Annotated in this window: 21 protein-coding genes and 1 riboswitch; of the genes, 11 read left to right on the forward strand and 10 right to left on the reverse strand. The window is 68.9% G+C overall.

What is annotated here, in order from left to right:
- Positions 1–24: 24 nt before the first annotated feature.
- Entirely contained in the window at positions 25–1,137 is a 1,113-nt protein-coding gene (locus tag NVU01S_RS03010) for an ABC transporter substrate-binding protein (protein WP_244467179.1), read from the reverse strand.
- Between the two features lie 577 nt (positions 1,138–1,714).
- Between NVU01S_RS03010 and NVU01S_RS03015 the strand changes: the two genes are divergently transcribed.
- Positions 1,715–2,539: a SigB/SigF/SigG family RNA polymerase sigma factor gene (locus tag NVU01S_RS03015; protein WP_052280399.1), complete on the forward strand. Its 825-nt coding sequence runs from the start codon at positions 1,715–1,717 to the stop codon at positions 2,537–2,539.
- Between the two features lie 84 nt (positions 2,540–2,623).
- A complete protein-coding gene (locus NVU01S_RS03020; protein ID WP_156161505.1) occupies positions 2,624–2,914 on the forward strand; it encodes a hypothetical protein in 291 nt (96 codons plus the stop codon).
- 98 nt (positions 2,915–3,012) lie between these two features.
- On the opposite strand, the gene NVU01S_RS03025 is transcribed toward NVU01S_RS03020, so the two are convergent.
- The 3 genes from NVU01S_RS03025 to NVU01S_RS03035 form a co-directional block, all read right to left on the reverse strand.
- Positions 3,013–3,513 (reverse strand): DUF4383 domain-containing protein, encoded by a 501-nt coding sequence (locus NVU01S_RS03025; protein ID WP_052280400.1) that lies wholly within the window; start codon positions 3,511–3,513, stop codon positions 3,013–3,015.
- Positions 3,514–3,742: 229 nt separating this feature from the next.
- Positions 3,743–4,336: a helix-turn-helix transcriptional regulator gene (locus tag NVU01S_RS03030; RefSeq protein WP_052280401.1), complete on the reverse strand. Its 594-nt coding sequence runs from the start codon at positions 4,334–4,336 to the stop codon at positions 3,743–3,745.
- Positions 4,337–4,492: 156 nt separating this feature from the next.
- Complete coding sequence (locus NVU01S_RS03035; protein ID WP_043667631.1) at positions 4,493–4,684, reverse strand: DUF1059 domain-containing protein; 192 nt, start codon at positions 4,682–4,684, stop codon at positions 4,493–4,495.
- A gap of 183 nt (positions 4,685–4,867) precedes the next feature.
- Positions 4,868–5,002, forward strand: a riboswitch (cobalamin riboswitch).
- 137 nt (positions 5,003–5,139) lie between these two features.
- On the opposite strand from NVU01S_RS03035, the gene NVU01S_RS03040 reads away from it, so the two are divergent.
- Positions 5,140–6,123, forward strand: a complete 984-nt coding sequence (locus NVU01S_RS03040) for a methylenetetrahydrofolate reductase (RefSeq protein WP_244467180.1) — start codon at positions 5,140–5,142, stop codon at positions 6,121–6,123.
- Between the two features lie 90 nt (positions 6,124–6,213).
- Positions 6,214–6,597: an Rv0313 family protein gene (locus NVU01S_RS03045; protein WP_043667633.1), complete on the forward strand. Its 384-nt coding sequence runs from the start codon at positions 6,214–6,216 to the stop codon at positions 6,595–6,597.
- 46 nt (positions 6,598–6,643) lie between these two features.
- Here NVU01S_RS03045 and NVU01S_RS03050 read toward each other — a convergent pair whose 3' ends face one another.
- Genes NVU01S_RS03050 through NVU01S_RS45335 form a run of 3 tightly spaced genes read right to left on the reverse strand, consistent with a single transcriptional unit; the run spans position 6,644 to position 11,028 of the window.
- The gene (locus NVU01S_RS03050) at positions 6,644–8,575 is read right to left on the reverse strand and encodes a M3 family metallopeptidase (RefSeq protein WP_043667634.1); all 1,932 of its coding nucleotides are present in this window, start codon (positions 8,573–8,575) and stop codon (positions 6,644–6,646) included.
- A gap of 38 nt (positions 8,576–8,613) precedes the next feature.
- Entirely contained in the window at positions 8,614–9,207 is a 594-nt protein-coding gene (locus NVU01S_RS03055; protein WP_043667636.1) for a PadR family transcriptional regulator, read from the reverse strand.
- Positions 9,208–9,219: 12 nt separating this feature from the next.
- Entirely contained in the window at positions 9,220–11,028 is a 1,809-nt protein-coding gene (locus NVU01S_RS45335; RefSeq protein WP_307681247.1) for a PDR/VanB family oxidoreductase, read from the reverse strand.
- A 133-nt stretch (positions 11,029–11,161) separates the two neighbouring features.
- Here NVU01S_RS45335 and NVU01S_RS03065 point away from each other — a divergent pair, with 133 nt between their 5' ends.
- The 6 genes from NVU01S_RS03065 (at position 11,162) to NVU01S_RS03090 (ending at position 16,153) form a co-directional block, all read left to right on the forward strand.
- Positions 11,162–11,719, forward strand: a complete 558-nt coding sequence (locus NVU01S_RS03065; protein WP_043667639.1) for a mycothiol transferase — start codon at positions 11,162–11,164, stop codon at positions 11,717–11,719.
- A 149-nt stretch (positions 11,720–11,868) separates the two neighbouring features.
- On the forward strand, positions 11,869–12,666 hold the full coding sequence (locus NVU01S_RS03070) for an alpha/beta hydrolase (RefSeq protein ID WP_043667644.1): 798 nt from the start codon (positions 11,869–11,871) through the stop codon (positions 12,664–12,666).
- A gap of 79 nt (positions 12,667–12,745) precedes the next feature.
- On the forward strand, positions 12,746–13,744 hold the full coding sequence (locus NVU01S_RS03075; RefSeq protein WP_043667647.1) for an iron-containing redox enzyme family protein: 999 nt from the start codon (positions 12,746–12,748) through the stop codon (positions 13,742–13,744).
- Positions 13,745–13,785: 41 nt separating this feature from the next.
- Positions 13,786–14,439 (forward strand): HemK2/MTQ2 family protein methyltransferase, encoded by a 654-nt coding sequence (locus NVU01S_RS03080; RefSeq protein WP_043667748.1) that lies wholly within the window; start codon positions 13,786–13,788, stop codon positions 14,437–14,439.
- Positions 14,417–14,626: a CDGSH iron-sulfur domain-containing protein gene (locus tag NVU01S_RS03085; RefSeq protein ID WP_082031951.1), complete on the forward strand. Its 210-nt coding sequence runs from the start codon at positions 14,417–14,419 to the stop codon at positions 14,624–14,626. Before NVU01S_RS03080 ends, NVU01S_RS03085 begins: the two co-directional genes overlap by 23 nt.
- 78 nt (positions 14,627–14,704) lie before the next feature.
- Positions 14,705–16,153, forward strand: coding sequence for an FAD-dependent oxidoreductase (locus NVU01S_RS03090; protein WP_082031952.1), 1,449 nt, complete (start codon positions 14,705–14,707; stop codon positions 16,151–16,153).
- A 14-nt stretch (positions 16,154–16,167) separates the two neighbouring features.
- Here the strand turns inward: NVU01S_RS03090 and NVU01S_RS03095 are convergent, their stop codons facing one another.
- Positions 16,168–16,377 (reverse strand): hypothetical protein, encoded by a 210-nt coding sequence (locus NVU01S_RS03095; protein ID WP_014985198.1) that lies wholly within the window; start codon positions 16,375–16,377, stop codon positions 16,168–16,170.
- 225 nt (positions 16,378–16,602) lie between these two features.
- On the opposite strand from NVU01S_RS03095, the gene NVU01S_RS03100 reads away from it, so the two are divergent.
- The gene (locus tag NVU01S_RS03100; protein WP_043667652.1) at positions 16,603–18,774 is read left to right on the forward strand and encodes a catalase; all 2,172 of its coding nucleotides are present in this window, start codon (positions 16,603–16,605) and stop codon (positions 18,772–18,774) included.
- 5 nt (positions 18,775–18,779) lie between these two features.
- Here the strand turns inward: NVU01S_RS03100 and NVU01S_RS03105 are convergent, their stop codons facing one another.
- Together NVU01S_RS03105 and ligA are read right to left on the reverse strand one after the other, a co-directional pair.
- Positions 18,780–19,046: a cytochrome P450 gene (locus tag NVU01S_RS03105; protein WP_043667654.1), complete on the reverse strand. Its 267-nt coding sequence runs from the start codon at positions 19,044–19,046 to the stop codon at positions 18,780–18,782.
- Between the two features lie 144 nt (positions 19,047–19,190).
- Positions 19,191–21,182 (reverse strand): NAD-dependent DNA ligase LigA, encoded by a 1,992-nt coding sequence (ligA, locus tag NVU01S_RS03110; protein WP_043667657.1) that lies wholly within the window; start codon positions 21,180–21,182, stop codon positions 19,191–19,193.
- Between the last annotated feature and the right edge of the window lie 44 nt (positions 21,183–21,226).

A 21,226-nucleotide genomic window follows, 5' to 3' on the forward strand; every position in this document is an offset into this window, starting at 1 on the left:
TGCGGCTGCTTCGGGTCGGCCCGGCTACTCGGCCGGACGGGTGTGCAGCACGCGGAACCGCTCGGGTTCGGCCGGGTCCCGATCGACGACCTGGATCGGCGCACCCGCCCATTGCCAGACATTCAGGCCGGGTAGGCGCGCGAAGGCGATCGATCCGCGGGTGCCTTCGACGGCCACTTGTGCCCACGACTCGGCGATATCGGCACCGCGCAGACGCAGCGCCGCGGCGAGAACGGCGATCGTGTCGTAGCCCTCGAACGCGACGAACGAGGGTGCCGTCCCCAACCGCGCGCGCAAGTGGCGCTCGACTCGGTCGCCGCGGACGCTGAGCCGCTCCGGCAGGTAGCGCAGGAACGGAATTCCGGCTCCGGCGTCACCCAGGGCCTTCGTCCATTCGGGGAACTCCGGCTGCCCGGCCGGGGCACCGAGCAGCATCTCGGCCAGCCGCGCATCACCCCGCACGGCTTCGACGAGCGGCACGGCCGGGTCCGGGTGGCCGACCAACAGGAGCAGCGCGGTCGCGCCCTGCTCTACCAGCGCGTCGCACAGCGCCGCCGGGGCGAGCACTCGGGTATCGAGTTCGAGCACGCTACCGCCGCGCGAGGCGAAGTACTCCCGCAGGATGCGCGTCCCCGCAGCCCAGTAGACGCTGGGCTGGGTGGCTACCGCGATGCGGTCGCGGCCCGCGCGGAGCAGGAAGTCCGCGTAGGTCTGCCAGCCGCGCGATTGTGGTGGGGCCAGCCGCGCGACCCGGTCCGTCGGCTGCTCGACGAGTTCGTCGAGGACCGCGGACGAGCACAAGAACGGCAGGCCGAGCGCGTCGGCGCGGGCGGCCGCGGCACGCGCGACGACGCTGTGATACTCCCCGGCCAGGGCCGCCACGCCGAGGCGAGCGAATTCGTCGACAGCCGCGACGGCCCGCTGCGGATCCGCCGCGGTATCACGAACCACCAGTTCGAGCGGTCGTCCGAGGACCCCGCCCGCGGTATTGATGTCCTCGACCGCCAGCTCCAGCCCGGCGAGCAGGTGCGCACCGGCTTCGACCCAGCCGGGCCGGGTCCGGGGAACGAGAGCGCCGATCCGGACGGATCGCTGTGCCGGGCGCACCTGGGTGACCATGCCGGATATTTCACCCACGACCATTGATCGCGGGCAACCGAATTACCGCGGGTGCGCACCGGCACCGGCACACGGCTTGGTTTGTCCCGTCGCCGGCGGCAACGGCTTCACGACGACGGGCATACAGATCGTCCACTGTCGCTGTCCCGGGTCGCGGGGCGGATCGGCCTGGTAACCGAACGCGAGACACCCTCCGAAGACCAGCGCCAGGGCCGCCCCCGCACCCAGTATCGGGCGGACCAACCTGAGCCTGGGCGGCGCAGCCAACTGCTGCACGTGGCGACGGTGCGATCGCGACCACCACCAGATCAGTACAAGTTCCCTCATCGCACAGTCCTGCCCTCGCCTGTATGTACTGAATCGCGCTGGCGAGCAACGTGTTACGTGAAGTTGCGGAGCTGATTTCGGTCGGTCGATCCACGGAACGCACCGCGTCCGGTTTTCGTTTTTCGGCTGGAGTTATCGCAAGACTTCGTTATCGGGACAGACGCCACCGTTCGGCGACTGCGACGCTGAACTGAGCGACGTGTCGAATGAGGGCGTTCAACCAGGAGCAGTGCCTCACGGCGAATGCGTCGCGCACGGAAGGTTCCTCATGACCATCCAGTCCCCTGCCGCCGCCCGCCGCATTCGCCCACGTCGCGGTCGCGGAAATGATTCCTACGATGGGATCGAGCCAGTGCTGGCAGAGCTGGCGGACTTGCCCGGCGACTCGCTCGAGTACGAGCGGCTACGCGCCGAGATCCTGCGCCGCTGCCTACCGCTGGCCGAGCACATCGCCAGGCGCTACACCGGCCGCGGTGAGAATTACGACGACCTGTTCCAAGTCGCCAGCCTCGGGCTCGTCGCCGCCGTGGACCGCTACGACCCGGCGCGCGCGACACCGTTCCTCGCCTTCGCCGTCCCGACGATCATGGGCGAAGTCCGCCGCCACTTCCGCGATTTCGGCTGGTCGGTACGAGTTCCCCGGCGCACCAAGGAAATTCAGCTGATGCTCGCGCCCGCCGTGGAACGGCTCTGTCACCGGCTGTCCCGGATGCCCACCGCCCTCGAGATCGCCATCGAACTCGACGTCGATCTGCTCGAGGTGACCCAGGCCATGCTCGCCGCCAACGCCTACACCAGCGATCCGCTCGACACCTCGGCGCACGACAACGACAACGACTACGCGCCGAGCGCGGCCGACCTGCTCGGCGCAGAGGAACCGGGCTATCAGCTGACCGACGAAGCGCTCGCCATCGCACCACTGCTGGACGAACTTCCGGCCCGCGAGCGCCTGGTTCTGCATCTGCGGTTCTTCCGCGGACAGACCCAGATCCAGATCGCCGAACGGCTCGGCGTCTCGCAGATGCAGATCTCGCGCATCCTCACCAAAACACTCACCCAGCTACGCGAAAGTGCACTGCCGGAGGACGATTGACCGCGCGCAGCACCAGATAGTCGCGGCTACAGCATGTTTGAACGCCGCGCAATCGGGCTTACGGTGGGAAGGACGATCGGGACGGTGGATATGAAGACCAGAGAGATCACCGTGCGGGTGAAAAAAGGCCAGTGGCGCGCCATCAGCGCAGCGGCCGACTGTGCGGGCATGAGCGTCGAGGACTACATCCGCTGGAGCGTCAAGCTTTTGGCGCTGCAATCCAGGCCCGGCGGCAACCCGCACCAGACGCCCACCACACGTCCCGAGCCGCGCCGGCGCGCCCGTCCTGTGCTCGATCAGCCCGAGTCGACGGTGTGGGAGGAGTGCTTCGCGGAGCAGCTGTCGCACCGTATCGAACAGTTCCGCGACGTCTGAAAGCCCTGGGTCACCGCAGCGGCGAACCCCGCGACATGCAGTTGTCGCGGGGTTCGTCGTCGTGTGCAGTGCCGTCCGGCTCAGTGCGGGCCGAGTGCTCAGTGCCGCCCGAGTGACGGGCTGGTGCCGAACGAACCGCTCGCCTGGTTCGCCGCGACCCGCGGCAGCAGCAGGCCGAGCGCGACCATGCCGACACCGAGACCGAAGTGCAGCCAGTTGTCGGCGGTGTTGACGGGAACGAAGTTCGCGCTGCTGGTTTCGTCGACGATCAAGCCGTACAACCAGAGCACCAGATAGATCACGCCGCCGCCGATCAGGAACCCGCGCGAGGCGGCGGCGGTTCGCGCCGCCGCGAGACCGGCGATGCCGAAGAGCAGGTGCACGATGTTGTGCAACACCGAAACCTGGAACAGCCCGAGCAGTTTCGCGTCGGTGTGATGTCCGGCGAAGGTCAGCGTGTCGAAGCCGGTCGTGATGCCGGGCACGAATCCGAGCACGCCGACGAGCAGGAACACCGCACCGACGATCAGCGAGCCGAGCTGGACCAGCGTACGGGCCCGCGGGCCCGTATGGGCGACGGGTTGTTGGCTGTAAGTCATAGTGATGCCATCTCTTTCGTATTCCGGGGCACGGCGGCTCCGCACACCACACCCGGTCCGACGGCCACATTCAGCAGTGAACGGCCGAGCGCCCGGCACGCTCCCCGCGGAACGCACCCGTCGGCGCAGTGCACGAGCGATCTACCCGGCGCTTTCCACCCGAAACCGCCTCGATGACACAGAACGGGCACGTTCGGAAGCCCGGACGGGAGGAACGGCGAAAGTACTGTCAGTTGTTCAAGGTGGTGTGGGGGGATTGGCCGTAGATCCGGCGGTAGGACGCGGCGAAGCGGCCCGAGTTCGCGAAACCCCAGCCGATCGCGATGCGGGTGACCGTCGCGCCGTCGGCGGGCGCGCAGCGGTCGAGTTCCTGATGGGCCCCGCGCAGTCGCAGGCGGCGCAGATAGGCCATCGGGGTGGTGTGCAACTCCTGCTGGAAGGCCAGTTGCATGGAACGCACCGATACGAACCCGGCGGCGGCGATATCGGCGATCACGAGCTCCTCACGCAGGTTCGCCTGCATGTATGTCACTCCCAAGCGCACCGAATCCGCCGCCGCGCTGAACACCGCGGGCTCCGGGACGGGCGGTTCGGCGACCGGCAGGACGGCGTTCACGCACGCCGCCAGATATTCGGCCGCGTGGTCGGTCAAGCCCAGCGCGATGGTCGACGCCTCGACACTGCGTTGATGCTCGAGCACCGAACGCACCAGGCGGACGGCCGCCATATCCGGGGCGGGCCCGGCGAAGTCCGCGGCCGTCACCACCCGCAGGAATTCCTCGATCGCCGGTATGTCCCGGCCGTCGAATCTCGTGCTCGTCACTGCCACACCATCCGATCAACCCCCGAACGGTCGCCTCCCGGTCCGCACTATCCACCCTACGCAGGGGCCGTCCGTCGGCCTGCGCATCGAACTCTCCCCGGTCAGCGTCACCGCGCCCCGAGAGCGCGCGGTCTGCCGGACGCCGCTGCCGACTATCTAGGTGCTGACCTTCTCGTCCTCGAGCGACGCAAGGATCTGCGCGCGTAGCTCCGGTCCGTCTTCGTGCCGATGCACGGAGATCGCGTGCTCGCTGGCGGCTCGCACGACTTCGTCCTCCTCACCGGCGATGGTGAGCGTGCACTTCGTTTCGCTGGGGAACCTGCGGCAGTCGGCTACTTTTCTCGTCATGGGACGAGCCTCCTGAGAGATCAATATTGCTGGTCTCTACGGTAGACCTCCCAGGTCACCGCGGTCGCGAAAGCGGAAATCGGGGAGGCGGGGCCGGGCGCGCTTGGCGCGCCCGCAGGTCGTCGCTTATATTCGCGAGCACAACTGGTTCGCCGGAGGTGGAGTCGAGGAGCCCCTGATCCACCGGCCGGCGTCGAGTTCGGACCGCGTTCGCGCGCGCCCGGACGAGAGGGAACCCGGTGCGAATCCGGGACTGTCCCGCAACGGTGAATGGGCGCGCCCATGAGTCCGAAGACCTGCCGGGTGTGCCGGGTACGCCGTATCCGGCGGTCGTCGCCTCGTGGATCGGGCGTAACGCCGAGTGGACCCGGGCACGGGATTGATGCTTCGAGGGCTCCGTCAGCGTTTCGCTCGTTATGGGTGGTGGCCACAGGGCGCTACCACGGAGTTCATCAATGCTGAACCCTCACAAGAGTTTTCCCGCTCGCATCGCACCCGCGGTGCGCGGCGTGCCGTCGGTCGTGCAGAGCCTGCGCCTGCACTCGCGGCAGCGGGTGCCGTTCTCGGTGGAATTCAACCCGCCGCGCGACGCCGCGGGCGAAGCGCGACTGTGGCGCACGGTGCGCGAATTCGAGCGCATGCATCCGGCGTTCGTCTCGATGACCTACGGCGCGGGTGGTTCGACCAAGGACCGGACCGCGCGGATCACCGGCGCGCTGGCGCAGGAGACCACCTTGCTGCCGGTGGCGCATCTGACGGCGGTCGGGCACAGCATCGCCGAACTGCGCGCGCTGGTCGGCTCCTATGCCGACTACGGCATCCGCAACATCTTGGTGCTGCGTGGCGACCCGCCGGGTGATCCGCTCGGCGACTGGCACAAACATCCCGACGGAGTCGAGTACGCCGAGGAACTGGTGCGGATCGTGCGGGATCTCGGCGATTTCAACGTCGGCGTCGCCTCCTTCCCGCAGATGCACCACCGCTCCCCCGACCTGGACACCGACACCGCGTTCCTGGCCGCGAAACTCCGTGCCGGAGCGGATTATTCGATCACCCAGATGTTCTTCGAGGTCGACCACTACCTGCGCCTGCGCGACCGGCTCGCGGCCGCCGACCCGGAGCAGGGCGCCAAGCCGATCATTCCCGAGCTGATGCCCGTCACGTCGCTGCGCACCGTGGCGCGGGCGGAGGAACTCAGTGGCCGCGCGCTGCCCGCGCCGATCATGGCGCGCCTGCTCCGGGCGGCGGGCACCGGACCGGAGGAGAACCGTGCCGCGGTCCGGGAAGTCGGGATCGAACTCGCCACCGAACTCGCCCAGCGCCTCATCGACGAGGGCGCGCCCTGCCTGCACTTCATCACGTTGAACTTCGCCAAGGCGACCACCGAGGTGCTGACGAACCTGGGCTACGCGGTCACGGCCGCCCCGCTGAGCGCCTGATCCACCCGGTCGAGCCGGGCGACGTGGCGAAGTCCCGGGTACGCGAGGACACTGAAGACGAATACCGTATTCGTCCCGAGGAGCGATGTGATGGCAGCCGAGAGGCCTTTTGGGATCGATCCGGAAGATTTCGAACGTGCGCTGCGGGAGGCGGGGATCGAGATCCGCGATCTGCTCGGCAAGGCGGGCACCTACGTCGACCGCGCCGGAGTGAACACGCTGGCCTCGCTGCTCGGCCAGTTCGTCCAGCCGGAGCGCCCGCGCGCGGCCAAGCCGGAGAGCGAGACCACCGGCGAGACCGGCAGCGGCGTCTGGGTGATCTACAGCATCAACGACGCGGGCGAGGCCCGGGTCGAGCAGGTGTTCCCGAGCGAACTCGAGGCCTTGCGGGCCCACCGCGACAACACCGACGAACGCCGGCGCGTCCGCTTCCTGCCCTACGGCGTCCCCGCCACCGCGCTCGACTCGCTCTGAACACCACCTTCAGTCCGCGGTGGCGACCTTCCAGAGACTAGGTGACTCAGGGGGCGGGCGCGGGCGCGTCGGGGACGTGGTCGAGCCAGGCCGCGAAGGCGTCGAAGGTGAACGGGCGGCCGAGGAAGTCGGCGATCAGATCGGCCGCGTCCTTCGATCCGCCGGGGGCGAGGACGCGGTCGCGGTAGCGGCGAGCCACCGCGGGCGCGAGTAGGTCGGCGGGGTCGAATTCGGCGAACAGGTCCTTGGCGATGACCAGGCTCCAGAGATAGGTGTAGTAGGCGGACGTGTAACCCGCGAGATGGCCGAACGACGCCTGGAAATGGGTGCCGGGCAGCACGGCGATCAGGCCGTGGCGTGCCATCGCATCGAGTACCGCCGTGGTGTGGTCGGCGGGCCGATCGCGGTGCAGCAGATACGACACCGCGGTGTAGCCGACCTGGGTCTGGATCTGGATGCCCTTGCCGAAATCGGTCGCGGCGCGCATCCGCCGCACCAGCTCGGCGGGGATCGCGGCCCCGTCCTCGTCGACCGCGAACCGCCCCAGAATTGTCGGGTCCCAAGCCCATTCCTCGAGCATCTGGGACGGCGCCTCGACGAAATCCCACTCGGTGGCCACGCCGGAGAACCGTGCCCAATCCTGTTGTCCGGCAAGCACATGGTGCAGCAGGTGCCCGAATTCGTGGAACAGCGTGACGACCTCGTGGTGTTCCATCAACCCGCGGGAGAAGTTGCACACCAGCACGCCCTCGGGCAGCAGCCGGCCGGCGATGCCGCCGACGAGCTCGAATTGCGCCGCGTGCTTGTACTTTCCGGCGCGCGGGTGCAGGTCGAGGTAGATCCGTCCGCAGCGCGCACCGTCGGCGTAGACGTCGTACGCGGTGACGTCCGCATGCCAGGACGCGACGTCGACCGGCCGGTACTCCAGGCCGAACAGCTGACCGGTGACGTCGAGCAGACCGTCGCGCACCCGGGTGAAATCGAAGTAGCGGCGGACCTCGCGGGCGTCCACGTCGTACTGCTCGCGCCGGATCAGCTCGGTGTAGTAGCCGACCTCGGACCGGTCGATGGTCGCCGCCGGGCCGTCGTGCGTGCGCCGCTCGAGCAACGTCGCGAGGTCGCGCCGGCCCGCGGCCGCGGCCGCCGCGGAGATCCGCTCGATGAAATCCGCGATGGCCGCTCCGGTGCCGATCATCTTGACGTCGGCGTCGTAATCGGGCCAGCTGCCGAAGCCGAGCAGGCGGGCCTGTTCGTCGCGCAGCTCGAGCATCTCGTGCAGCACCTCGTCGTTGACCGGCCAACCGCGGCTTTCGAATTCGACCGTCAGCTCGCGCCGGGCGGCGGCGTCGCCGGCGAACGACCGGAACGGCCGGTAGTCCGGGTAGTCGGTGGTGACGGTGACCAGTCCATCCGCGTCGACCGGATGCGCGGCGACGAAATCGGCGGGCAGGCCGTCGAGTCGCTCGGGGGCCAGCCGGATCGAGCGGACGTCGTCGCGGATCGCCCGCCCGAAGTCCTGCGTGAGCACGGTGAGCCGCTCGGCTATGGCCCGCAGCCGGGCTCGCGTCGGTTCGTCCCGGTCCACGCCGGTGCGCCGGAAGTCGCGCAGCACGTGTTCGCGCATGCGGCGCGCCGCCGCGTCCAGTCCCGCCGCGTCGGTGGCCGCGACGACGTCATACAGCGCACGATCCAGCCCGCGATCGGTCCGGGCGCGATCGATCCGCTGCACGAGTTCCTCGGCGAGCCCGCGCACTTCGCGCTCGGGATGGACTTCGACGAACAAGCCTGCGGCCGCGTCGACGCCGCGCAACGCGATATCCGCGTCGTTCCACAAGCCGAGCACCGCGGCGGTGTCACGCGGGGCCCCGTCCTTCAAGCTTGTCAGCGTCTGTGCCACCGTCGCGAGGCCGTCGTCGACATAGCCGGCGAGCCACTCGGACCACTCGGCGGACGGCAGGGCAAGCGGCTGCGGACTCATCCCCCGACAGTAGCCGCCGCCCGGCCACGGTCATGTCGTTACCGTGCGTGCAGCCGCGGCCAGAATTCGCCCAGCGCGGCGGGGTCGTGCTCGATGAGATCGCGAAAGCGGGCCACGAAGCGCTGTTCGGCGTCGATCAGCTCGAGCCGGTAGTGGCACTCGATCACGAAGACCTGGTCGATATCGCCGGCCGCGGCCAAGACCGCCCGTAGCTGCTCCGCCTGTTCTGCCAGCGCGCGGTCCCGTTGGTCCAGCAGAGCGGCGACGTCGGCCGGGGGCAGCACCACGATCAGCGACAAAGCCGCCTCGAACTGCCGGAATTCCTTGGCGGGCACCGAGACCATCTCTCGCATCCGCGCGCGCAGGCGCTCCTGCCCGGCCTCGGTGGGCCGGTAGATCGTGCGTTCGGGGCGCTGCCCGGCCCGCTCGGTGTGCTCGGCCGTCAGGTAACCGGCGCGGGTGAGCTGGTCGAACACCATGTACAGCGAGGCGTGCTTGAACTCGACACTGCGGTCCGCGTTGCGCCCCTTCAGTAGTTTGCCGACCTCGTAGGGGTGCATCGGCCGTTCCATCAGGTAGGCGAGCACGACCAGCGCGAGCGGGTTGTGCAGTGGGTCCCGCCGGATAGCCACGGGACCCTCCTCCTAGACGTCGAGCACGAGTCGATCTCCTCGCGCGCGGGACACACAGGGGTAGATGATATCGACCCGGTCGCGTTCACCGGCTTGCAGGACGTCGTCGCGATGGTCGGGGACACCGGCCAGTACCCGCGTCGCACAGCTGCCGCACACGCCGTCCGCGCAGGACAGATCGACGGTGGGATCGACGGCCTGGATCGCCGCGAGCAGGGTGCGGTCGGCGGGCACCGGCACCACCACGCCCGAGCGGCGCAGCTCGGCCTCGAACGCCGTGTTCGTGCGGTCGTCGCCGCGCTTGCTCGCGGCGAAGCGCTCGGTGTGCAGCGTGACGTGTGGCTGCCGGATGACGGCGGATTCCATTGCGCCGAGCAGATCTTCGGGACCACAGCAGTAGACCGCGGTGGCCGCGGGTGTGCGCCGGAGCAGATCGTCGAGATCCGGGCGAGGGTGCGTATCGGCGGGCAAGAGCGTCACCCGGTCCGGGTACTGGCGCAGCAGCGCGTTGCCGAACGCCATCGTCGGAAGTGATCGTCCGCGATAGACCAGTCGCCATGCGCTGTCGGCACCGTGCAGCTGCCGGATCATCGGCAGGAACGGCGTGATGCCGATACCACCGGCGACGAACAGGTACCCGGGCGCGTCGATCAGCGCAAAGTTGTTGCGCGGTCCGCGAATACCGATGTGCGCGCCCACCGGGAGGTCGTGGATCTCCGCCGATCCGCCGCGCCCGTCGGGCTCGCGCAAGACGGCCACTCGGTAACTCGCCGAATCGGCCGGATCGCCGTAGAGCGAGTATTGGCGGACCCGGCCGGACGGCAACACGAGATCGATGTGCGCGCCCGGTGCCCACGGCGGCAGTGCCTGTCCCTCGCCGGTTACCGTCAGCGCGATTGTGCCGTCGGCGATTTCGCGGCGGTCGGCGAGTACCGCCGGAGTTGCCGGCTGCTTGCGCCCGGTCAGCACCCGGCGCCCGCGTCGGGTCTTGCCCCCGGGCTTGTACAGCGACAGCAGCACTGCCGCAATCAGACTGAGCGTCGAACCACCGAATCCCCAGACCGCCACCATTGCGGACGCACCGAGGTCCGCCGGGCTGCCGCCGGTACCGGCCAGCTGTGCCGCGCGCGCCGCCGCGTGTTCCAGCGCATCGTGCAGAAACCCGAACGCCACGAACAGGATTCCCACGGCGATGGCCAGTTTGGCCGCCACCCAGTAATACCGGAACAGGCCCCAACTCGTCGTCAGACCCACCGCCAAGCCCGTGAGAAAGGTGGCGAAATTCGCCCAGGGCAGCAGGGTCAGGTCGAAGACGGCCATCAGTTCATAGGTGACCCGGCTGGTGTGGATATCGCGCGTCGTCATCGCGACCACCGCCATGGCGGAGATGGTCACCGCGATGCCGACCCAGCAGCACGCCGCGACGATATGCGCCGCGACAAGGGCTTTGCGCGGTTTCGGGCGCAGTGGCCCGGCCAGCGCGGCCAGGATCGGCACCGCGAGCCAGGTGGCGAACATCGCGACGAGGTCGCCGACGACGAACGCTTGCAGTACCACGGCGACGACCAGCAGCCAGCCGACGCCGAGCAGCACCCGGCGCGGCGCGGCGCGTTCGGCGATCACCAGCACGACGAGACCGCCGGCCACCGCGATGAGCAGCCACCACATCGGGACGCGCGCCGCCGTCAGCGTCGCGGGAAAGACCGGGGGTGACACCATTGCCGCGATCGCGACGATCAGGAAGGCCACCAGCATGTTTCGCGCGGGCCGCAACGAATGTCGCTGGGCAGACGCGGGTTTCGACGATGTTCGGACTGACATAGGACGTGTCTCCGCATACTCATATAGTCGATATCGACTAATCGAGTATGTCGCTCCTGCCGACCCCTGCCATCCGGGACAACCCTGAAACACGCACCCGCGCCGCCCGACCCCGGGCTCTAGGGTGGCCCGCATGAACGATTGCCCGTGGGAACCACCCCTGGCAGGCACCGAGGCCGAACATCTCCTCGGCGCACTGGAACGCCTGCGCACGACCTTTCGCTGGAAGGCCGACGACCTCGACGCCGACGGACTGCGCGCCCGCGTCGGCGCATCCACGTTGACCCTCAGTGGTTTGCTGAAGCACCTCGCGCGCGTCGAGGACGAGATGTGCACGACCAAGTTCGACGGCACACCGCCCGGTCAGCCCTGGCGCAGCGCGGACTGGTCCGCCGACCCCGACTGGGACTTCACCTCCGCCGCGACGGATACCCCCGCCCAGCTCTATGCGTTGTGGGATGCCACGGTCGAGCGTTCGCGAGCCACCCTCGCTGCCGCGCTCGCCGCGGGCGGACTCGATCAGCTGGTCCATCTGGCCTGGCCGGACGGACGACAGGCCAGCCTGCGCAGGCTCGTCTGCGACCTGATCGAGGAGTACGGCAGACACACCGGCCACGCCGATCTGCTGCGCGAAGCCGTGGACGGACGGGTCGGCGAGGACCCGCCCGCCGGGTGGCGGCAGCGGACCTAGCCCGGACGCCACACCGACGTCAGGACTCGAATCGATCGTCCGGTTCCGTAATCGCTGGCAGGTTTACCCATTATTTGCTGTAATTAGAATATCTGGATTACCAGATTGGCTCGATGGTGCCGGACCCCGACTCGACGGAGGTAGACGAGATGACTGAGCGCACACCGGTGGTTTTCGTGCACGGGCTGTGGCTGCACGCGACGAGCTGGCAGGACTGGGCGCAATGCTTCGCCGACGCCGGATTCGACCCGATCATGCCCGAATGGCCGGGTGTGCCCGATACCGTCTCGGCGGCCCGCGCGGTGCCCGAACGCCAGGCCGGTGTCGGCGTCGCCGAGATCTCCGCGGCCTACGCCGAGGTCATTCGCGGGTTGCCGCGCCCGCCGGTCCTCGTCGGCCATTCGATGGGCGGCTGGGTCGTACAGCATCTGCTGGGCCAGGGCTTGGGGGCCGCGGCGGTCGCCATTTCGCCCGGCCAGATCCGCGGCGTGAAAGCCGTCAGCCTCACCCAGGGCCGGGCCGTGCTGCCGATACTGGGCAACCCGGACAACGTCAAACGCGCGGTCTCCTTGTCCGCCAAGCAGTTCCGCTTCTGCTTCGGCAACGCCGTGTCCCCGGCGGAGTCGGACGCCTTGCACGAGAAGTGGTCCATGCCCAGCCCGGCCCGGCCGTTGTTCCAGCTCGCCTATGCGAATTTCGTCCCGAACTCCCCCGCCGCCGTGGATGTCCGCAACGACACCCGTGGACCGTTGCTGTTGCTGTCCGGCAAGCTCGACCACACCATCCCCGACGTCCTCACCCGCGCCACCGTCAAGCGCTACCGGCACGCCAAGGCGATCACCGACTACCAGCGCTTCGACGACCGCGGCCACTCCCTCGTCGTCGACAGCGGCTGGCACACCGTCGCCGACACCGCCCTGCAATGGCTCCGCAAGGCCCTGCGGTAGCGGCGCGCACCGGATCCCGGGAAGCGGTTCGCTCGGGTGTTGCGTGCGTCGGAAACCGGATCCTGGGTACGTCCAGCGCATGACTTCCACTTCTGTCACCGAGGTCAGCGTGCTGCCCGCACCGCGGGGCGAGTTGTCCGCCGGCGTCATCGAGACGTTGTCGCGGGAACCGGGCAGCGCTGTTCCCACCCTGCCCGATCTCGATCCGTACGGCGAGGACTTCCAGCTGGCCCTGCACACCTGCTACGAGCTGCACTACCAAGGCTTCGGCTCGGTCGACACAGGGTGGGAATGGGATCCCGGGCTGCTCACGCTGCGCGCCGCGCTGGAACAGCGGTATCTGCGGGCGCTGCGTGACGATGTACCCGGCGGCACCGATCTGGCGGCCGAGCTGGAAACCTTGCTGGCCGTCCCGGCCGAGGAGACCGGCGTCAGCGCGTTCCTGCGCGACGAAGGCGAACCGTGGCAGCTGCGCGAATACTTCGTGCACCGCTCGATCTACCACCACAAAGAGGCCGACCCGTACGCCTGGGCGATCCCCCGGCTGCGTGGTCAAGCCAAAGCGTCGCTGGTCGCGGTGGAGTTCGACGAATTCGGCGGCGGCCGCGGTGAACGGGTGCACGCCCAGCTCTACGCCGATCTGCTGGCCGGCGCCGGACTCGATCCGCGCTATCTGCACTACCTCGACATCGTGCCCGCCCCGATGCTCGCGCTGGTCGACATGATGTCGCTGTTCGGCCTGCATCGCGCTTGGCGTGGCGCGCTGATGGGGCACTTCGCCACCGTCGAGATCACCTCCCCGCCCGGTGCCCGCCGCATGGCACAGGCGCTGGGCCGCTGGGATTCCGATCCCGCCTGCGCGCTGTTCTACCACGAACACGTCGAAGCCGACGCCGTGCACGAGCAGGTGATGCGCGAGGCGATCACCGACCTGCTCGCGCAGGAACCGGAGCTTCGGGAGTCAGTGGTCTTCGGCATCCAGGTGACCGATTTGCTCGAGGATCGCTTCGGCGAGCACGTGCTCGGCGCGTGGCGGCAGGACCGCACGTCGCTACTTGCGCCGCTTTCCTCGCGCTGATCATGATTGACCCGCCGATGAGCGGGCATCGCGTACAGGTGATGTTGATACGCACCCCCGGTGTCTACCGGCCACAGACCGATACCTGGCTCCTCGCCACCGCGCTGGCCGATGCCGCGCTGCCACCGGGCGGCCGGGTGGTGGACCTCTGTAGCGGCACCGGCGCGCTGGCCGTCCGCGCGGGGCTGGCCGGGGCGGCCGCGGTCACCGCGATCGATATCTCCCGCGCGGCGAGCATGTCCACCTGGCTCAACTGCCGGCTGCACGGCATCGACGTCGAGATACTGCGCGGCGATTTCGAAACCGCCTTGGCGAACCGGGAATTCGATCTGGTGCTGGCCAATCCCCCGTATGTCCCGGCCCGATGCGAGGGGCCGGTCCGCGGCCGCGCGCGAGCCTGGAACGCGGGCACCGACGGACGGTCCTTCCTCGATCGGCTCTGCGCCCGCACCCCGGACCTACTCGCCTTGGACGGCACCGCGTTGATCGTGCACTCGACGGTCGCCGACCCGGATCTGACCATCACCCAGCTGCGCCACGGCGGCTTGAAGGCGGCCGTGGTCGCCCGCACGACGATCCCGTTCGGACCGGTGATGCACCGCTGCGCCGGACACCTCGTCGAGCAGGGCATGATCCAGCCGGGACAGCAGGACGAGGAATTGGTGGTGATCCGTGCCGACAAGACCCGAAAGTAACCGGCGGCGAATAACTTTCACCGACGACGGCCCGGCGTTGATCGAGGGTCCGGTCGAGATCGTCACGGCCGACGGCACCCGCATCGACTGCGACCGTTTCCAGGTCGCGCTGTGTCTCTGCAAGCGCTCGAAGAACTATCCGCTCTGCGATACCAGTCACCGTAAACGGCTGCGCGGCACCGCATGAACGCCGGTCCGCGGGCGGGCGTTTCGACGGGCGCGGCCCGGGCAATCGGCCGACGTGACCTCCTTATGGCTAGACAACGTGCCCGCCAGGACGTATTCGCCGTTCGAACCGGGACGGTGGTTCGATCATGTGGTGGTCGGTGGCGGTCTCACCGGCGTGAGCACCGCACTGCTGCTCGCGCGCGGCGGTGATTCGGTCGCCTTGCTGGAGGCCCGCACGCTCGGTGCGGCCGCGACCGGCAACACCACCGCCAAACTGAGTCTGCTCCAGGGCACTCATCTCTCCGGCATCGCGAAGAAGCATCCCGCCGACACGCTGCGCGCCTACGTCGAGGCCAATCAGCAGGGCCAGCGCTGGCTGCTGGATTTCTGCGCCGACCACGGCATAGCCACCCAGCATGCGCCCGCCTTCACCTATGCGAGCACCCGCGCGAACACCCCGCAGATCGAAGCGGAGCTCGCGGCATGCCGCACCGCGGGACTCGACGCGCACTGGGCCGAGGAACTGGATCTGCCGTTCGCTACCTACGGCGCGGTCCGCGTGGACGACCAAGCCCAGTTCGATCCGATGGCGGTGCTGCGCGGGCTGGCCGACGCGGCCGAGCGGCAGGGCGCGGTGATCGTGGAGAACACCCGGGTGCTGACCGTCAGCGGCGACACCGTCCGGACCGAGCACGGTGAGATCCACGCCGGGACAATCGTTCTCGCGACCGGTACCCCGATCCTGGACCGCGGCGGCTTCTTCGCCCGGCTGGAACCGAATCGCTCCTACGCGTTGGCCTTCCGGGTGCCGGAACCGATTCCGCACGGCATGTACCTGTCCGCGGACGCACCGACCCGTTCGCTGCGCTATGCGCCGCGGCCCGAGGGCGAACTGCTGCTGGTCGGCGGTAACGGGCACGTCGTCGGGCGGGAGAAACAGACCCGGGCCCACGTCGACGATCTCGCCGAATGGACGCGAACCTATTGGCCCGCTGCGGAATTGACGCACAGCTGGTCGGCACAGGATTACTCGCCGATCGACGGTCTCCCCTACGTCGGCCCCTTGGTGCCGGGCAACGAGCACATTCTCGTGGCCACCGGTTACTCGAAGTGGGGCATGACCAACGGCGTCGCCGCGGCGCTGGCGATCGCCGGCCGGGCGGCGGGCAGGCCGCCGGAGTGGGCGCGAACCCTCGAAGCGTGGCGGCCGCGGGAACTCACCGGGCTGGCCACGGCGCTGAAGGCCAACGGTGGCGTCGGACTGGCCATGGCGAGCGGCTGGGCCCGCGCGGAGTTACACGGTGACGGCGACACACCCGCCGAAGGGCACGGCCAGGTGCGCCGCGCCGGTCTGCGGCCGGTCGGCACCTGCACGGTGGACGGCAGGACGACCGCGGTCTCGGCGATCTGCCCGCATCTGTACGGCGTCGTGCAGTGGAACGACGCCGAAAAGTCTTGGGACTGCCCGCTGCACGGCTCCCGGTTCGCCCCGGACGGAACCGTTCTGGAAGGACCCGCGACCCAGCCGCTGGCCCCGAGTCAGTGACGTCGCGGTCACGCTCACGCCGCGTCGGCGATCCGGCGCAGCTCCTCCTCGGTGCACAGCACCGTGACCGTGGCCGCCAGCACCGCCGACACGTTGACGCCCGCCGCGCGGGCGCCGGCGACCGCGCGCTTCAGCTCGTGCAGGCTCGTCGGAGTTCGGTCGGTGTCGTACCCGATGATCGCCGCCTGCAGGGCGATCACCGCGGTGGAATGGCACTGGCTCATGTCGTCGTTTCCTGGATGGTATCGATGTCCGCCGTGCCGTCTCGGCCGCGAGATCACGTGCGGGGATGCGGAATCGAGCCGATTCCGGTCATGACACCAGGTTAGCGCCGCCGACCGACAAAGCAGCGCGATCTTGCCCACCGCAACGAGACTGTTTGCTTCCTGAGCAGCCGGGCATAGCGGTCGCGAGAGATCTTGCCTGTCCGACCGAGGAGGTGTCCACGAATGCCCGGATCCACCCGACGTTCGAAGCCGAAACCGCAGCCTGTCGCCCCGGGCGCGCCGGCCAGTGCCGCACCCACGGTGGCCGAACCGACACAGCCCCGCGAACCGCTCCCGCCGAAGCCCGACCAGGCGGCGCCGCGGCCCAGCACGCCGACCGGAGCGGCGGTCGACGAGCCCGTCCGCGCCGCAGGCCAGCAGGGCGCCTTCCTGACCACCGCGCAGGGTGCCCGGCTCACCGATACCGATCATTCGCTGAAGGCGGGCCCCCGCGGACCTGTGCTCCTGCAAGACCACCATCTGCGCGAGAAGATCACCCATTTCGACCACGAGCGGATTCCGGAGCGAGTCGTGCACGCCCGCGGCGCGGCCGCGCACGGCGTGTTCACCGCCAACGGCGCCGCGGCCAAGATCTGCTGTGCGTCGGTGTTCGAAAAAGGTAAGCAGACACCGGTTTTCGTGCGCTTCTCGACCGTGCTCGGCTCGCGCGGGTCGGCCGATACGGTGCGCGACACCCGCGGTTTCGCCACCAAGTTCTACACCGACGAGGGCGTATTCGACTTGGTCGGCAACAACATCCCGGTGTTCTTCATCCAGGACGGGATCAAGTTCCCCGACATCATCCACGCGGGCAAACCGCATCCGGACCGGGAGATCCCGCAGGCGCAGAGCGCCCACGACACGTTCTGGGACTTCGTCACCCTGCACACCGAAGCCACCGCGCACACCCTGTGGAACATGTCCGACCGCGGCATCCCGCGCTCGTACCGGATGATGGAGGGCTTCGGCGTCCACACGTTCCGGCTCATCAACGCGCGGGGCAAGACGGTGCTGGTGAAGTTCCACTGGAAGCCCGCGCTCGGCGTGCACTCGCTGCTCTGGGAGGAAGCGCAGATCGCCGCCGGCGTCGATCCGGACATGCACCGGCGCGATCTCGCCGACGCCATCGAGTCCGGCGCCTACCCGAGCTGGGATCTCGGAGTGCAGGTGTTTCCGGACACCGAGGAACAGACCTTCGAGGGCATCGACCTGCTCGACCCCACCAAGCTGGTGCCCGAGGAGCTGGCACCGGTGCAGATCATCGGCACGATGACACTCGACGCCAACCCGACCAACTACTTCGCACAGACCGAGCAGGTCGCGTTCCACCCCGGCCACCTCGTGCGCGGCATCGACCACACCGACGACCCGCTGCTCCAGGGCCGCCTGTTCTCCTATCTGGACACCCAGATCTCCCGCCTCGGCGGTCCCAATTTCGCGCAGCTGCCGATCAATCGGCCCCATGTCGGCACGAACGACATGTTCCGCGACGGAATGCACCAGACCGCACTACATTCCGGGGTCGCACCGTACCGGCCCAACAGTCTCGACGGCGGCTGCCCGTTCCTCGCCGGGAACAAGGACGCCGCCTTGATCGAGTATCCCGAAGCCGTTGCGGGAAAGAAGGTTCGGGAGGCACCCAGGAGCTTCGACGACCACTTCAGCTCGGCCCGGCTCTTCTACGCCAGCCTCACCCCGATCGAACAGGCGCACGTCGCCAAGGCGTACACCTTCGAGCTCGGCAAATGCTACGAGAAGGCGATCAAACAGCGCGCCGTGACGGTGCTGCGCCAGATCGACGAGCAGCTGGCCGCAACGGTCGCGCAGGGGCTCGGCCTGCCGCTGGACGGCAAAGCCGGCAAGAAGGTCGAAGTGGTTGTGTCGCCTGCACTCTCCCAACTCGGCGGCAAGTGGCCGACCGACGGACGGATCATCGGCGTCTTCGCCGACGACACGACCGATGCGGCAGCGCTCGCCGGTACGGTCGCCGCGATCGCGGACCAGTCGATGACGCCCTTGGTCATCGCCCCGCACGGTGGCGAACTCGGCAAGGGTGCACGGCAGGTCCCCATTTCACGCACCCTGGACACCGCACGGTCCATCGAATTCGACGCCCTGCTCATCGCGGGCACCGCCGCGGATCCGCGATTGCCGTTGCTGCTGCAGGAAGCACACCGCCACCTGAAGGCCATCGCCTACACCGCGGCGGGCGCCGACGCGATCCGCTCGGCCGGCATCGCCGAGGAGTCCGCCGGTGTGGTGGCGGCCGAGACCACCGACTCGGCCTTCGACGCGCTCACCGCCCTCTTGCCGGAGCACCGGGTATGGGCGCGAGCCGGTGAGTACCCGCAGTGAAGCGCTCACTTCGACTGTGTCACAAAGCTATTCGAGCCGAACGAACCGTCCGCCCCCGAACCGAGGGTGACCGGTAACCGCGCGTGCCCATTGGAGATGAAGCTGCCGACCGGCGTCAATGCGCTCGGCTCGACGGTCAGGCGCAGGCCCGGGAAGCGGGCGAACAGTGCAGGCAAGGCCACCTGCGCCGCCAACCTGGCCAGCGGCGCCCCCAGACAGTGGTGCACACCGTGCCCGAAGGCGAGATGCCGATCTTTGGTGCCGCGGTGCACGTCGAATTCGTCGGTGCGTGAACGCCGCGGACACCGGTGTGGTCGAGCTACCTCGCAGCCTACAAACCCGAGCACCCGAGGGCTTGCACCCCGACACCGACCGGATGGCACATTCGCGCCCGACGAGCACCGCCGGGCACGGCGTCAGACGATCTTGGCGTCGATCAGCAGGGTCCAGATCTTCCCCTGATCGACCACCTCGACCCCGAGCTTCTCCGCCTTGGTCAGTTTGCTGTCGCCGACGCCCGCCCCCGTGATGAGCAGGTCCGTGTTCGCCGAGACCGAGGAGGCCGCTGTCGCGCCCGCCTGTTCACACAGCCGTTGGAACGTCGGCCGGGCGACCTTCTCCCCGGAGCGCGGGTCGCTGATCGCGCCGGTGATCACCACGGTCTTGCCCGCCAGCGGCGCGCCCGCCGCGATCACCGGCGGCAGGTCCTCGGCGCGCACGTCCAAGGAGACGCCCGCCGCGCGCAACCGTTCCAGTTCGGGCCGCAGCCGGGTGAGGTGCGCGACCAGGGACGCGGCAACCTTCGGCCCGATGTCCTCCACCGCGACGAGGCGTTCCTCGCCCGCGTCGGCCACCTCTTCCAGCGAACCGAATCCCGCGCGCGCCAACCGCGCGGCGGTGCCGTCGGAGGCCATCGGGATGGCCAACCCGATGAGCGCGCGGCGCAGGCCGACCTGCCTGCTGGTCTCGATCGAGTCGATCATACGCTGGGCCGAGACCTCGCCGACGCGATCGAACTCGAGCAGCCGCTCCTTGGTGAGCGTGTAGAAATCCGACGGATTCTCCAGAATGCCCGCCTCGGCGAGACGTTCGATCCACACCTGCCCGATCGCGTCGATGTCGGCGGCCGCCCGCGAGGCCCAGTGGATCAGTCTGCGCACCGTCTGGGCGGGGCAGGAAACGTTGGTGCAGAACAATTCTCGGCTGTTACCCTGCTCGGTCACCGGTTGCCCGCAGGACGGGCAGCTGGTGGGCGGCACGATCTCGAGCTCCTCGCCCGTGCGTGCCGCGGCGTCGAGCACGCCCGCGACGAACGGGATCACATCGCCGGCGCGCCGCACCAGCACGGTGTCACCGACCTTGATGTCCCGGGCCCGGATCACCTCCTGGTTGGCCAGCGTGGCCTTGGTGACCGTGGTGCCGCCGACGAACACCGGCTCCAGCCACGCGACCGGGACGATCTTGCCCGTCTTGCCGACGTCCCAGATCACCTCACGCAGCAACGTGGTCTTCTCCTCCGCCGCGAACTTGAACGCCAATGCGCCGCGCGGCGAGTTGGACCGGGTACCGGCCGCCGCGTACGCCTCGCGATCGGCCAGTCGCAGCACCGCGCCGTCGAGGTCGTAGTCCAGTTCGTTGCGGCCCTGCTCGATCGCGGTGATCGCGGCCTGCGCCTGCTCGGCGTCGGCGCACAGGCGCATCTGTGCTCCGGCGACACCCAGGGCGCGCAGTCCCTCCCCCAGATCGTCCGCGGCGCCGCCGTCGGAGGTGTCCAGATCGAATCCGAAGAATTGCAAGCGCCGTTCGGCGACGGTGGCCGGGTCCTTGGCCCGCAGCGTGCCCGCCGCCGCGTTGCGCGGATTGATCAGTGGCTTGTCCGGATGCGCCGTGTTGTAGGCGAGGAAGGTCGAGCGCAGCATCACCGCCTCGCCACGCACCTCCACCCGCCCGGGCACCTCGATCCGCTCGGGCACGCCGTCGACCAACGCGCGCACCAGCATCGTCACGTCGTCACCGGTGGTGCCGTCGCCCCGGGTCACGGCACGCTGCAGACGCCCGTCCGTATAGACCAGCGACAGGGACAACCCGTCGAGCTTCGGCATCACCACCACCGCTTGGCCGGGGAACCGGTTGAAGAATGCCGCGACCTGTTCGGGCTTGGTCGCCTTCTCCAGCGAGAGCATCGGCCGCGCATGCCGGATCGGGGCGTGCAGCACTGCCGGTGCGCCGACCTGCTCCAGTGGGTTCGGATCGGGGGCCAGGTCGGGGTGCGCCTCGATCAGCGCCCGCAACTCGTCCTCGATCGCGTCGTAGTCGGCATCCGCGACCAGCGGCGCACCTTGGTAATAGGCGTCGCGCAGCGCCACGATGCGGTCCGCGAGCTCTTGGATACGTTCCCCAGTTTCCACAGCACCAGACGCTACCCATAACCACCGACAACACCGCGTTCCGA

Source organism: Nocardia vulneris (genome assembly GCF_001613425.1).
GTDB lineage: Bacteria > Actinomycetota > Actinomycetes > Mycobacteriales > Mycobacteriaceae > Nocardia > Nocardia vulneris.

Bases quoted from the DNA above. Each gene is read 5' to 3' on its own strand.
- NVU01S_RS03065 (WP_043667639.1), top strand. From the start codon at position 11,162: ATGAACGATTGCCCGTGGGAACCACCCCTGGCAGGCACCGAGGCCGAA.
- NVU01S_RS03025 (WP_052280400.1), bottom strand. From the start codon at position 3,513: ATGACTTACAGCCAACAACCCGTCGCCCATACGGGCCCGCGGGCCCGT.
- NVU01S_RS03045 (WP_043667633.1), top strand. From the start codon at position 6,214: ATGGCAGCCGAGAGGCCTTTTGGGATCGATCCGGAAGATTTCGAACGT.
- NVU01S_RS03070 (WP_043667644.1), top strand. From the start codon at position 11,869: ATGACTGAGCGCACACCGGTGGTTTTCGTGCACGGGCTGTGGCTGCAC.
- NVU01S_RS03080 (WP_043667748.1), top strand. From the start codon at position 13,786: ATGTTGATACGCACCCCCGGTGTCTACCGGCCACAGACCGATACCTGG.
- NVU01S_RS03050 (WP_043667634.1), bottom strand. From the start codon at position 8,575: ATGAGTCCGCAGCCGCTTGCCCTGCCGTCCGCCGAGTGGTCCGAGTGG.
- NVU01S_RS03100 (WP_043667652.1), top strand. From the start codon at position 16,603: ATGCCCGGATCCACCCGACGTTCGAAGCCGAAACCGCAGCCTGTCGCC.
- NVU01S_RS03015 (WP_052280399.1), top strand. From the start codon at position 1,715: ATGACCATCCAGTCCCCTGCCGCCGCCCGCCGCATTCGCCCACGTCGC.
- NVU01S_RS03040 (WP_244467180.1), top strand. From the start codon at position 5,140: ATGCTGAACCCTCACAAGAGTTTTCCCGCTCGCATCGCACCCGCGGTG.
- NVU01S_RS03095 (WP_014985198.1), bottom strand. From the start codon at position 16,377: ATGAGCCAGTGCCATTCCACCGCGGTGATCGCCCTGCAGGCGGCGATC.
- NVU01S_RS45335 (WP_307681247.1), bottom strand. From the start codon at position 11,028: ATGTCAGTCCGAACATCGTCGAAACCCGCGTCTGCCCAGCGACATTCG.
- NVU01S_RS03035 (WP_043667631.1), bottom strand. From the start codon at position 4,684: ATGACGAGAAAAGTAGCCGACTGCCGCAGGTTCCCCAGCGAAACGAAG.
- NVU01S_RS03075 (WP_043667647.1), top strand. From the start codon at position 12,746: ATGACTTCCACTTCTGTCACCGAGGTCAGCGTGCTGCCCGCACCGCGG.